At 33.4% G+C, this 12,903-nt stretch carries 12 protein-coding genes and 1 pseudogene; 5 read left to right on the top strand and 8 right to left on the bottom strand.

The annotated features are described in order from the left end of the window. Window positions 1-2: 2 nt before the first annotated feature. Window positions 3-1,406 (top strand): AraC family transcriptional regulator, encoded by a 1,404-nt coding sequence (locus MK119_RS17925; protein ID WP_290681601.1) that lies wholly within the window; start codon window positions 3-5, stop codon window positions 1,404-1,406. A 132-nt stretch (window positions 1,407-1,538) separates the two neighbouring features. On the opposite strand, the gene MK119_RS17930 is transcribed toward MK119_RS17925, so the two are convergent. Continuing rightward, window positions 1,539-2,078: a DUF2911 domain-containing protein gene (locus MK119_RS17930; protein ID WP_290681604.1), complete on the bottom strand. Its 540-nt coding sequence runs from the start codon at window positions 2,076-2,078 to the stop codon at window positions 1,539-1,541. A 421-nt stretch (window positions 2,079-2,499) separates the two neighbouring features. Here MK119_RS17930 and asnB point away from each other — a divergent pair. Further along, window positions 2,500-4,185 (top strand): annotated as a pseudogene (gene asnB / locus MK119_RS17935) (asparagine synthase B). A gap of 84 nt (window positions 4,186-4,269) precedes the next feature. Here asnB and MK119_RS17940 read toward each other — a convergent pair. Continuing rightward, complete coding sequence (locus MK119_RS17940) at window positions 4,270-4,473, bottom strand: hypothetical protein (RefSeq protein WP_290681607.1); 204 nt, start codon at window positions 4,471-4,473, stop codon at window positions 4,270-4,272. A 42-nt stretch (window positions 4,474-4,515) separates the two neighbouring features. Here MK119_RS17940 and MK119_RS17945 point away from each other — a divergent pair, with 42 nt between their 5' ends. Continuing rightward, complete coding sequence (locus MK119_RS17945; protein ID WP_290681609.1) at window positions 4,516-5,535, top strand: dipeptide epimerase; 1,020 nt, start codon at window positions 4,516-4,518, stop codon at window positions 5,533-5,535. 15 nt (window positions 5,536-5,550) lie between these two features. Here the strand turns inward: MK119_RS17945 and MK119_RS17955 are convergent, their stop codons facing one another. The 5 genes from MK119_RS17955 to MK119_RS17975 all read right to left on the bottom strand — a co-directional run bounded on the left by MK119_RS17955 (window position 5,551) and on the right by MK119_RS17975 (window position 8,630). Next, window positions 5,551-6,606, bottom strand: coding sequence for an AAA family ATPase (locus MK119_RS17955; RefSeq protein WP_366512841.1), 1,056 nt, complete (start codon window positions 6,604-6,606; stop codon window positions 5,551-5,553). A gap of 142 nt (window positions 6,607-6,748) precedes the next feature. Then, window positions 6,749-7,333 carry a hypothetical protein gene (locus tag MK119_RS17960; protein ID WP_290681611.1) on the bottom strand — a complete coding sequence of 195 codons (585 nt, stop codon included), beginning with the start codon at window positions 7,331-7,333 and terminating at the stop codon, window positions 6,749-6,751. 91 nt (window positions 7,334-7,424) lie between these two features. Beyond that, window positions 7,425-7,808 (bottom strand): hypothetical protein, encoded by a 384-nt coding sequence (locus MK119_RS17965; protein WP_290681614.1) that lies wholly within the window; start codon window positions 7,806-7,808, stop codon window positions 7,425-7,427. Window positions 7,809-7,863: 55 nt separating this feature from the next. Continuing rightward, window positions 7,864-8,172 (bottom strand): hypothetical protein, encoded by a 309-nt coding sequence (locus MK119_RS17970; protein ID WP_290681617.1) that lies wholly within the window; start codon window positions 8,170-8,172, stop codon window positions 7,864-7,866. 266 nt (window positions 8,173-8,438) lie between these two features. Beyond that, complete coding sequence (locus tag MK119_RS17975; RefSeq protein WP_290681619.1) at window positions 8,439-8,630, bottom strand: hypothetical protein; 192 nt, start codon at window positions 8,628-8,630, stop codon at window positions 8,439-8,441. 196 nt (window positions 8,631-8,826) lie between these two features. On the opposite strand from MK119_RS17975, the gene MK119_RS17980 reads away from it, so the two are divergent. Continuing rightward, window positions 8,827-9,270 (top strand): hypothetical protein, encoded by a 444-nt coding sequence (locus tag MK119_RS17980; RefSeq protein WP_290681622.1) that lies wholly within the window; start codon window positions 8,827-8,829, stop codon window positions 9,268-9,270. A gap of 273 nt (window positions 9,271-9,543) precedes the next feature. Here MK119_RS17980 and MK119_RS17985 read toward each other — a convergent pair whose 3' ends face one another. After that, window positions 9,544-10,557 (bottom strand): T9SS type A sorting domain-containing protein, encoded by a 1,014-nt coding sequence (locus tag MK119_RS17985; RefSeq protein ID WP_290681625.1) that lies wholly within the window; start codon window positions 10,555-10,557, stop codon window positions 9,544-9,546. 377 nt (window positions 10,558-10,934) lie between these two features. On the opposite strand from MK119_RS17985, the gene gyrB reads away from it, so the two are divergent. Continuing rightward, window positions 10,935-12,872 carry a DNA topoisomerase (ATP-hydrolyzing) subunit B gene (gene gyrB, locus MK119_RS17990; RefSeq protein WP_290681628.1) on the top strand — a complete coding sequence of 646 codons (1,938 nt, stop codon included), beginning with the start codon at window positions 10,935-10,937 and terminating at the stop codon, window positions 12,870-12,872. Window positions 12,873-12,903 lie beyond the last annotated feature (31 nt).

Consider the following 12,903-nt stretch of genomic DNA (forward strand, 5'->3'; position numbering starts at 1 on the left):
AAATGCGCAAAGACGTAGAGCAAGAGTATATCAAGCGAATACAGCAGGTATTAGATTTTATTGAAGAAAATCTGGATGCAAAATTATCACTAGAGCTATTGTCGCAAAAAGCACATTATTCAGCATATCATTTTCATAGATTATTTGCAACCGTTGTTGATGAAAATTTGAATGAATACATCAATAGAAAACGTATAGAGCGTATTGCTTCCATCATATTAGTAGATTCAAAAAGACCAATTAAAGAACTTGCGTTTACCTATGGTTTCAATAGCGATAGCTCATTTTCTCGATCGTTTAAAAAATATTATGGGGTCAGTCCAACGCAATTTAAAACCAAAGGAAAAGAAATACTTAGCAAGATTGGTATAGAAGTTTTTTCAACTGAAAAATACATTTGCAGCATTGATAACCTTAAAAAATGGATTGATATGAATGCGCAAATAACAGTAAAAGAACTCCAAGAAATACCACTTGCAGGAATCATGCATATTGGAGAGTTTGAAAAAATAGGTGGTTTTTACCAACAATTAATAGAATGGGGACACAAAAAAGAAGTACTTTCTACCTCAAACTTTAGAGCAATTACCATGTATCACGACAATCCAAATGTAACACAGCTTTCAAAAGTACGTTATAGTGCGTGTGTTACAATTGACAAACCCATAAAGGCAGAAGGGAAAATTAGACCACTTTCTATACAAAAAGGAGTATATGCTGTCGGGAATTTTATTTTAAACACAGATGAATTTCCTAAAGCATGGAAAAATCTTTCAATGTGGGTATTAGAAAACGATTGTGAATTTAGAGATGGAACTTATTTTGAAGTATACCTAAACGATCATAAAACACATCCTGAACAGAAATTTATCATTGAAATCTGTATTCCTATTGAAAAGCCCAAGAAAACAATCAAATCATCTAGCACTTTAGATTTCTCAAATTATAAAAATAGCCCCATAGTGGTTTCCGAAAAACTTGACTATCATGAATTGATAGCTCATATGATAAAAATAAGAGCTTATTTTCTTGCGGAATATGAAGCTGAATTTACATTTGGAAGTATATATCAAGGAAACAAAGACTATTCTTATTTTTCACTAACCAGCGAAGACTTAAAAAGGTTAAAATTAAAGTTTGTGATCATTTTTGATCATGTACATCTTTGTTTCAAAATCTGCCTATCGGGTCAAAATAAAGACGTTCGAAAAAAATATTGGAACTTATTTCATGAAAGTAATTGGTCTAAATACACGCTAGCAACTTCTATAAGTGAAAGTCTGTCAATAATGGATCATGTTATTGTGAAAGAAGCAAGCTTTGATAACATGAATAGTTTAATAGAGGAAATAGAACAAGGATCTTTTAAATTCATGCATGAATTAAGAGCCATACTTGAATTTTAAAACTTTAAATTCAGTGCAGTGTATCCAACATTCTAAAAGCGAAGAAAGTCTTATTCTATTAAAAACAAAAACTCAGAAATCGTAAGATTTCTGAGTTTTAAATAACCAATAATAACAATAAATAAAGAATAATTAAAAACTAAACGGTACCGCAACACTAATATTGTCCCATGCAAGTGTCATACGAGTACCATCAGTTTCCTTTGTGAATGCAATAGAAAAATATTCTACTACATCAATTTTTTTTACAGGAACGTCTAGGCGAGCAACATCATTTTCTTGATCATAATAGTATGATCCCCAAACATCTGTATCAGAGTTTATAATAATAGTCCAAGTATTTTTATTTGGAATCGTAAATAAGGTATACGTTCCTTTTTTAATTTCTTGGTCTCCTAATTTTACATCTTGAAAGAAAGTAATTTCAGTAGCTTCATTTGCGCCAGTGCGCCAAACTTTACCATACGAAACTAGACTGCCAAAAATTCGACGTCCTTTCTTTTGTGGTCTTCCATAAATTACCTTGATAACTGGTGGAGCATTTCGTTTTGCTTTGTAATAACTTATATCATGCGGACTTTTATCAATATCACTGAATTTTTGTGCAGCAACATCAATGCTAAAAAATAAAGTAACAACAAGCAGTATAGAAACTAAAACGTTCTTTATCATGATGCAATTTTTTTCGATATAAAATTACTAAAACTTCTTCTTAGCATTATGTTAAACTTTCAATCATTATGTTAAAATTATACACAATACAAAAGATTTACATGTAAATAAGTAAGGCAAAGCCATATTTGTTTTGTTAGACTCAAAAATGTGCTAAGCAAAAATTTCAATAATGATATGTATATAAAACGTTTAAATTGCTCTAAAATTTTAAAAACCACAAAAAAGGGTAAAGATTTCTCATGCGATCTCAGCTAATTTTACAGAACAAAAGTTTATGAGCGTTTTTAGATTAAAAAAGTTTTAATAATTATATAAAACCCTTTTTTAAGTTTTAATTTGTAATCATAATTGTAATTATTATTTTTAAAATGAAAGTTTAAATCAATATTTGTATTGTAATTGTAAAAAAGAGAAAATTATGTGTGGAATTGTATGAGCCTTTGAGCTAAAAGAAAAAACAGAAGAGTTGAGACCTCAACTTTTAGAAATGTCAAAAAAAATCCGTCATCGCGGACCAGACTGGAACGGAATTTATAGTTCTGAAAAAGCAATCCTTGCGCATGAGCGTTTGGCAATTGTTGATCCAGCTTCTGGAAAACAACCGTTATTTAGTGAAGATAAACAACTCATCTTAGCTGCAAACGGAGAAATATATAATCATAGAGAATTACGTAAACAATTTGAAGGAAGATATAACTTTCAAACACAGTCTGACTGTGAAGTAATTCTAGCCCTTTACAAAGAAAAGGGAAGCACGTTCTTAGATGAACTCAACGGAATCTTCGGATTTGCACTGTATGATGAAGAACAAGATTCATACTTAGTAGCAAGAGATCATATGGGGATTATTCCTTTATACATAGGTTGGGATAAAAACGGAACCTTCTATGTTGCGTCTGAATTAAAAGCATTAGAAGGTGTTTGTAGTAAAATAGAGGTATTTCCTCCAGGACACTATTTAGACAGTAAACAAGGAGAGTTAAGACAATGGTACAAACGCGATTGGATGGATTATGAAGCTGTAAAAGACAATCAAACGAGTATCGATGAATTGCGCGATGCATTAGAAGCTTCTATTCACAGACAATTAATGTCAGATGTACCGTATGGTGTATTACTTTCAGGAGGATTAGATTCTTCTATTACGTCTGCTGTAGCCAAAAAATATGCACAAATGCGAATTGAATCAGATGATACAACTGAAGCTTGGTGGCCACAATTGCATTCTTTCTCTATCGGATTGGATGGTTCGCCAGACTTAGCAGCTGCACGAAAAGTAGCAGATCATATTGGAACAGTGCACCACGAAATTACATTTACCATTCAAGAAGGTTTAGACGCTATCAAAGATGTAATTTATCATTTAGAAACCTATGATATCACTACAGTGAGAGCTTCTACGCCAATGTACTTGATGGCAAGAGTTATCAAATCTATGGGAATCAAAATGGTACTTTCTGGTGAAGGAGCAGACGAAATTTTTGGAGGTTATTTATACTTCCACAAAGCACCAAGTGCGAAAGATTTTCATGATGAAACAGTTCGTAAACTAGATAAATTATATCAGTACGATTGCTTACGTGCTAACAAATCGCTAGCAGCTTGGGGAATTGAAGGTCGTGTACCTTTCTTAGATAAAGAATTTATGGATGTTGCTATGCGTATCAATCCAAAAGATAAAATGATCAACGGCGAACGTATGGAAAAGTGGGTATTGCGTAAAGCTTTCGAATCCTACTTGCCAGAGAGCGTTGCCTGGAGACAAAAAGAACAATTTAGTGACGGAGTTGGTTACAGCTGGATTGATACTTTAAAAGAATTAGTAGAAAGCGAAGTATCTGACGAGCAAATGGCAAACGCGAAATACCGTTTCCCAGTACAAACACCAAGAGCTAAAGAAGAATATTACTATCGTAGTATTTTTGAGGAGCATTTCCCATCAGAAACAGCTTCGTTAACAGTGCCATCTGTACCATCGGTAGCCTGTAGTTCTGTAACGGCTTTAGAATGGGATGAATCTTTCAAGAACATGAACGATCCATCTGGAAGAGCCGTAGCAAATGTTCATGAAGAAGCGTATTCAGCAGAAGAAAAAGTTTCTTAAATATAGTACAAACATTTTCTCAATTATAGTTTCTAAGACGTCATGCAAGTATTTGTATGACGTTTTTTTGTAAATTAAAATAAACTACTTATTGCCTTTCCGCCAAAAATAGACTGCCAGATATACGATTCCGAAAGTCATGACAAAAGCCATTATGGTTAGATAGGTTCTTTGTGGAGCAATATCTGGTGCGTTTGAAGTCATTATTCTGAATGTTTCTGGGATTGCTCCAAAAGCTATGATCAATAAGCAAAGAATAGCCAATCTTTTATAGGTAGCTTTACTCATAAAAATAATTTTTGACGAGATAATAAAACGTATCTTTAAAACATGCAACTACAACTCACAATACATAACTTTGAACTTCCACTGAAACATCCGTTTACAATTTCTCGATATACAGTTACCGTGCAAAAAACGATTGTAGTTGCGATTTCTGATGGACAATATACAGGTTACGGAGAAGCAACCGAAAATCCGTATTACAAAAGTACGGAGGAAAGTCTGAAAATTGCTTTAGAAAGTATACGCAGTATTTTTAAAAATCTTCCCGAAAACATGGATCCTACAGAACTGTGGAAGCAACTTGAGCCAAAATTGCAAGACAATTATTTTGCCTTATGTGCGCTCGATTGTGCATATTGGGATTTGTATGCAAAACAGCAGCAAAAGCCATTGCGAAGTTTTTGGAGTGAACACGATTTAAGTTTGCCAAAAACAAACTTTACCATTGGGATTGATGCTGTAGAAATCATGCAATCAAAGATTCAGCAAACGCCTTGGCCTATCTACAAAATAAAACTAGGTACGAAAAAGGATATTGCAATCATACAGGAGCTTCGTAAAGTCACCAATGCAACCTTTAGAGTAGATGCAAACTGTGCTTGGACGGTACCAGAAACGCTCAAAAACGCAGAAATTCTAAAAGGACTTAATGTCGAATTCATAGAACAACCACTAAAAGCGGACAATTGGAAAGGTATGGAAATTCTTAAAAAACAAAGTGTATTGCCTATCATCGCAGACGAAAGCTGTCAAAAACTAGCCGATGTTTATAGATGTGCAGATGTTTTTCAAGGCATCAATATCAAACTCATGAAATGTGGCGGCATCACACCAGCTTTACAAATGATTCAAATCGCGAAAGCAAAACAACTCAGTATTATGGCAGGTTGTATGACAGAATCTACCATAGGAATTTCTAATCTTACACAATTAGCTCCTTTACTAGATTACATGGATGCAGATGGCGCAATGTTGCTTCAAAACGATATTGCTACTGGCGTTACGTTTACTAATGGAAAAATTGTATATGCAAGAGGAAATGGTTCAGGAGCTTTTCTAACTTAAAAAAAGAAGAACTATTTACATATTCTTGGCTACATAAATCCAAGCCTCTTTTCCGGAATTAAAAGTTTCTAAAACACGTTTGTACTCTTCAACTTCATATGCATCAGTATCTGACAATTCTTGTGCAGTGAGTTCAAAAATAATACCTTCAATAAAATCATCGGAATTTGAGGTTTTCACAGCAATTGGATGAAACTTTCGCTCGCTTTTAGAAAGTACTTCGGTATCGGTGATTTCTAATGATTTCAGTGTATAGTTAGACAATGAATCTTTACTGCCAGATAAAATTCGGTTATACGTCTCTTGTTGTACTTTTTCTAGTTGCAAGGTTCCATAAGAAAATAAATAATGCTTCTGTTCTGCAGCGTTTTTCTTTTCAGTAGCAATAATTTGTTTTTTTACAGAATGTGTGATGATGTCTTTTGCTTCTGCGTAGGATATATTGTAGGTTCTTGTAAATTTTTGATACTGTGTAGGATACTTTTTCAGCATATCATCATAATATGTGTCTAAGGCTTCTTTTGTTGGTAAATTGTATTGAAGTTTTACTTGAAAACGTCGCAACAAAGCAGTATCTATAATTTCTACATAATTTGTAGCAGCAACTAGCAAAGTATCATTAGGTAAATAATCTATAAGCTGAATGATGGTATTTACAATACGTTTCATTTCTCCAGAATCCTTACTGTCGTAATCTCTAACTTTACCTATGTAATCAAACTCATCAAGAAATAACACCGCTTTTTGACGAGCCGCCTTTTTAAATATATTTGTAATGTTTCTTGCAGTTTCTCCTAATTTAGAAGAAACAAAACTTCCTAAATTTAAAATGATGATTTCTTTATCTAGCTCCTGTGCAATAGCTTTGGCTGTAGCTGTTTTTCCGCAACCAGTATGCCCGTGTAATAATACTTTATTAGCTATTGGTAAATCATACTTTTTTAAGGCTTCAAAATAATTGAACTCATCAAGCATTTGGTATAATTGCTCTTTTTTATGAGCGCTTAAATGTATTTCATCTAAAGGAAGAGTAGTTTCAGAAGATTTCAGTATTAAATCATCTAGTCGCATATACTATTTTTTTGAGTATCAAAACATAAAATGCAAATATAAGTATGGACTCCTAACTAATTCAAGTTTTTAAGGTAAAATTTGATGATTTTCACTTTTTATAAATATAGATTAAATTGGAAGTGATCTGAATTGTAAGACTTTAGTTTATAAACAGATTCTTCTTTGTCACTTCTAAGTAATTATCTTTTTCTAAATACCAGTCAAAATAGGTGTTCAGTTCTTTTTCAAGGGAAGCTGCCCATTCTTCAAATCCATGCGGATCACCAACTTGTAATATATAATGAGTGTAAGCTTCAAGTAAGCCAGTATCTAATAACTCTTTGTGATAATCAAACAAGACGTTTGAATATTTTTTGTGATCTTCTTCAAAAAAGCGTTCAATAAAACTAGCACGCATTTTTGAAATAGTTTTAGAATTTACTTCTTTCATTTCTACGATACCCAACACGAAATGTTTTCCAAAAATAGCGCAAAGTGGCATCATAAGATCACCTTTTTCCAAATCTTTCGCATCAACAATAATTTCGCAAAAATCCATAGATGATTCTTCTTCTCCTAGTGTAATGGCACCTTTAAAAGTTTCATAAATCAGCTTGCTCATTTCTTTGGTACGTTGTGTAGAACGTTTTAAATTCATGAAAATTTCCGCATAAATCAATCCAGACAATTTATCAGAGGAACTCAAATACAGCAATGCTAAGCGGCAGAAATTAGAAGGAAACATAGGATCGGCTGCAATCCCTTTTTTTATTTATCGCAGCTTCATTATAGTCATCAGCAATCCAAAATACATTTCCTTTTTCTAAATGTAAATTTCAAGCATTTGGAAACTTTTTCATGCCTTGTTCATACGTTTTAATAGCCTTTTTCTTTTTTCCAGCAAAGCTATATGCATTTCCTAGCATCCGATATACCTGATCATTGATATTTTTATATTTCAATGTTTTCTTTAATATTTTGATGGATTTGTCATATTCTTTCTTTTTAAGATAGGCAAAAGCCTTCTCGTACGGATACAGATAATTTTCAGGATCTAATTTTTCGCATTCTTCTAAAATCGCAATACTTGCGTCAATGCTGCCATTATCCATCAATTTAATGGCTTCTCTGACTTTTATAAGGGCTTTTTCTTTATTGGTTTGTGCAATGGCAGTAAAACAAATGGTAATAAGGGTAATGGTGAGAATAAAGTTTTTCATAATCTAAATACAGTTTTAATCTCTTAAAGCTACTCTTTTTAGATTAATAGTCATGCTAATTTTCGAAAAAAGGATTCTTAAAACTGATCCAATCGGTAGTTGTAGCAGTTTTTCTATCTGAATTTATAGGTGTAAAACGAACTTTATACATAGTTCCTTTTCGGTTAAAGCTAAACGCCCCAAAACACATGTCGTGGCCAACACTTAATTTGTTTTTATTAGATTGAATATAAAATGTTGAGATTGCGTTTGTACTTACGTCTAAAAGTTCGGTTTTATACCAAGTTTGCTGATTCAATGTTGAGTTGATATCAAAAATAGCAAAAACGGCAGGTCCGCAACCAAATTCTGTGACTTTGGACATGGAGTACTCTATTGCAATGCTTGAAGATGATTCGGAAACATTAGAAGTAGTGTCTGTAATCCAATACAGTTTTTTCCGTTTATGACTTGTTTGGTGAGTTTTTTAATATCTTTAGTTTTTTGCTCAGTTTGATTCTCATATTTTAAAAAGTACTTTGTATTTGGTTGTAATGGATGACTCGGTCTAAAAATAGCTTGCGCTAGATTTTCCTTGCTGTACAACACTTCTTGAAGTTGTAATGCTACAATATCTCCTGATTTACTTTCTTAATGTACTTTTCTATGCTGAAAAGAAGAAATTGTTGAAATAGTTCGTCCGCCAGAAGCTTCAATCACAAATATTGCATTTTGACTAATAGCTGTTTCCATTGGATAAAACCTCATGAGTTCCACACCACATTTAGCATTCACATATTGAAATCCAATACACAGTAATAAGAATGTTAGTAGTTTTTTCATGATATATAAAATGGATATAGTTCAAATCTTTAAATAGATTTTAGACTTGTTATGTGTCAATAGGTTTAAGAAGCTGTGTTTTTAGAGTCCATATCATTTTGCGAAAATCGCAAAAAACAGGCATGTTGTTTGTGGTGATACTAATTGTAAATATCACATTTACAATACTTTTGAGTTAACATTAAAACCGTTTTTTATGAAAAAAATTACCTTACTCATTCTCATTAGTTTTTTTTGTTTCCAACTTCATTCCCAAAATGATTCAAATGACATAGATACTTATAATCCATTGGATGAATTTGCAATCAGTCTTGTTGGAGGTGTATTTATGCCACAGGGAGATTTAAGTCAATTTTTTGGAACAGCTACTTTTTTTGATGTAAGTTTAGATTATGGTCTAAAGCGTAAAAAGTCAATTGGACTCTCGTTACAATTCTTAATTCCCAACCAAAAAGATGATTTTCTTTACAGGCGTGCCATTGATACAATTCAGGTAAAAAGTACCATGATGTTTAATGTACTTGTAAATTTTAAAAAGAGTCTGGCAACTTCTACTAAAGGACAATTTGATATAAAGCTTGGTGTTGGTGGTTCTATGATCACAACAGATGCTCGAAATCCGTTCTATTCAGGACAATAAGGAGAGAATAAATATGAAACTGTTACAGCTATTTTATTTGCGCCCGGATTTGAATATAAACATAAGTTTAATGAAGATGCGCAATTTATTGTATGGCTTAGTATGCATTATGCTCCTTATAAAGTTGAAGGAGCTGTCAGAGAAAATATTGGAGGCTTGGCATTAGTACCCAAAATAGCTTATATACTCTAAGTAAGCTTAAGAGGATTACATAAAAAAACGCTCAGAATTTATAACAACTCTGAGCGTTTCGTATATATAAAAAATAAATCTTTACTGTTTGATAAATTTCTTTGTTGTAATAGCGCCAATTTCAGTTTCTAGCGTTACAAAATACATTCCTTGTTGTAAATTTACTACAGAAATTTGTGAAGCAATGTCGTTAGAAGTATACACATTTCTTCCTTGAACATCTACAATAGAAATCGTTTTGATGATTTGTCCATTCTTTGAATCAATTGTTATAAAATCTTTTGCTGGATTTGGGTACAATTGAAACTGAGAAGCATCAACAGTATTTCTAGAAAGAGTTAAGATTGTATTACGTTCAAATGTTTCTGTTGTTTGGTCAATTCCTAAAAATGCAGATACTAAATGTGCGTTTGTATATCTAAAAGCAATATTATCTGCATTGTTGTCATAATAGTAATACGTTATTTGTGTTAACGTTCCAATATTATTAAAAATAGGAGGAATACTGAAACTCAAACTCTGATCAATACGCAAACGAGTTACAGGTGCAACATAATCATTGGCTACTGCATCTGTTAAGGTTAATGTTCCATAAGCGTCTACAGTAGCTGTAAGAGTTCCTGTAAACGTTCCGTTAGTTCCCATAAAAGAAAATGTCCCTGCCGCTGTACCAGAATTATTAGCACCAAAGTTTAACGGGAACAAACCAATAAAAGCATTTGTAGTGTTGTAGTTTAAGGTAATATCTGCTTGTTCTCCACCTGTAATATATGTTCCAGTTCCGTCTGTTCTTAAAAGAAAAGTACTTGCTACTGGAGGCATTCCTTGTGTGGTAATAGTTTGTACGTTGGTAGTGCCAGGATAAGTGGTTAACTGTGTAGCGTCTGGCGCAGCATACGTATCAATGTTTGTCCCTTCTGGAGTTAGCCCATTAAATGTCCAAAAAACATTTGCTCCAGTTGGTGATTGATCCAAAGCACCAGAAGCAGCAAGGATGGTAAAATCTGTGCCATCATCACTTTCGTAGGTTGAAATAGTTTGAGAAAATCCTGCAATACTAAAAAGTGATGCAAGTACGAGTAATTTTGTTTTCATTGATAAATATTTAGTAGAAAAGTTATTAGTAATGTAAAACTACTAAAACAATGTTACTAAAAGGTTGTTTCTGTTGGAAAAAAAGTCGTTTTGTGGGTTTTTACACAAAAAACAAAACGAATTTAAACGACTTCTAAGCGTTTTTTAAAATTTTCAACCAGACTTACAGAAAAAAACATTCTAAAAATGCTTTAAAGGGTGTTTTTAGCCATTTTAAGCAATTTTCATTAAAAAGGATAAATGTTAATAACTATTTTAAAAGCTGCTTAAAAGTATGCTAAAATGAATTTTTGAAATCTTATATTTGTTTTTTTACAACTGAAATAAAAAGAACAATACAAGTTGTTCCAAACAATATAAAATTAAGGAGAATATTTATGAGCGAAGAAGCAAAAAAACAATATTCAGCCGATAGTATTCAGGCACTAGAAGGAATGGAGCACGTACGTATGCGTCCTTCCATGTATATTGGAGATGTTGGTGTACGTGGATTGCACCATTTAGTATACGAAGTTGTCGATAACTCTATTGATGAAGCATTAGCAGGTCACTGTGATACCATTAGTGTAACTATCAATGAAGACAACTCAATTACCACAGAAGATAACGGACGTGGTATTCCAGTTGGAATTCACCAAAAAGAAGGAGTTTCTGCCCTAGAAGTTGTAATGACAAAGATTGGAGCAGGTGGAAAGTTTGACAAGGATTCGTATAAAGTTTCCGGTGGATTGCACGGAGTTGGTGTGAGTTGTGTGAATGCATTATCGGATCATTTAAAAGCAACTGTTTTTAGAGAAGGAAAAATTTGGGAGCAAGAATACGAACGAGGAAAACCATTATATCCTGTAAAAGCTACTGGAGATTCTGATAAAAATGGTACAGTAGTAACGTTCAAGCCAGATGCTTCTATATTTACACAAACCTTAGAATATAACTATGAAACGCTTGCCAATCGTATGCGTGAATTAGCATATTTAAATAAAGGAATTACCATCACACTTACGGATAAACGTAATAAAGATGAAAAAGGTGAGTTCATTCAAGAAGTTTTCTTCTCTGAAGAAGGTTTAAAAGAATTTATCAAATACCTAGATGGAAACCGTGAGCAAATTATTGCAGATGTGGTTGCCTTTGAAGGAGAGAAAAACGGAATTCCTGTAGAAGTTGCGATGACGTATAACACGTCGTATTCTGAAAATTTACATTCGTATGTAAACAATATCAATACGCACGAAGGAGGAACACATTTGTCTGGATTTAGAAGAGGTTTAACGCACACATTGAAAAAATATGCGGAAACTTCTGGAATGCTCGACAAAGTAAAATTTGATGTTTCTGGTGATGATTTTCGTGAAGGATTAACGGCAATTATTTCTGTAAAAGTTGCAGAACCACAATTTGAAGGGCAAACGAAAACGAAATTAGGAAACCGTGAAGTGTCTGCATCTGTAAGTCAGGCAGTATCTGAAATGTTAACGGATTATTTGGAAGAACATCCAGATGATGCAAAAACAATAGTACAAAAAGTAATCCTTGCGGCACAAGCACGTCATGCAGCGCAAAAAGCACGTGAGATGGTGCAACGTAAAACGGTGATGAGCATCGGAGGTTTACCTGGGAAATTGAGTGACTGTTCTGAGCAAGATCCTGCAAAATGCGAAGTATTCCTCGTTGAGGGAGATTCGGCGGGTGGAACTGCAAAACAAGGTCGTGATAGAAATTTTCAAGCAATCTTGCCATTGCGTGGTAAAATTTTGAATGTAGAGAAGGCAATGCAGCACAAAGTATTTGAAAATGAGGAAATCAAAAACATTTTTACAGCTTTAGGTGTGACCATTGGAACAGAAGAAGATAGCAAAGCACTCAACCTTTCAAAACTAAGATATCATAAAATTGTAATTATGTGTGATGCCGATGTCGATGGATCACATATTGCAACATTAATCTTAACATTCTTCTTCCGTTACATGAAAGAATTGATTGAAAACGGACACATATATATTGCAGCACCACCATTATACTTAGTGAAAAAAGGTGCAAAACGTAGATATGCTTGGGACGATCAAGAACGTGATGCTATTGTTGATGAATTTGGTGGAGGCGCTAATATTCAGCGATACAAAGGTCTTGGAGAGATGAATGCAGAGCAATTATGGGATACAACCATGAATCCAGAATTTAGAACATTACGCCAAGTAATGATCGATAATGGAGGAGAAGCAGATCGTGTGTTCTCAATGTTAATGGGGGACGAAGTTCCGCCACGTAGAGAATTTATTGAGAAAAATGCAGTATATGCAAATATTGATGCATAATACACATACATAATAAAAAAATTGAAAATGC

The organism is Kordia sp. (assembly GCF_022447245.1).
In the GTDB taxonomy this organism is placed as follows: domain Bacteria; phylum Bacteroidota; class Bacteroidia; order Flavobacteriales; family Flavobacteriaceae; genus Kordia.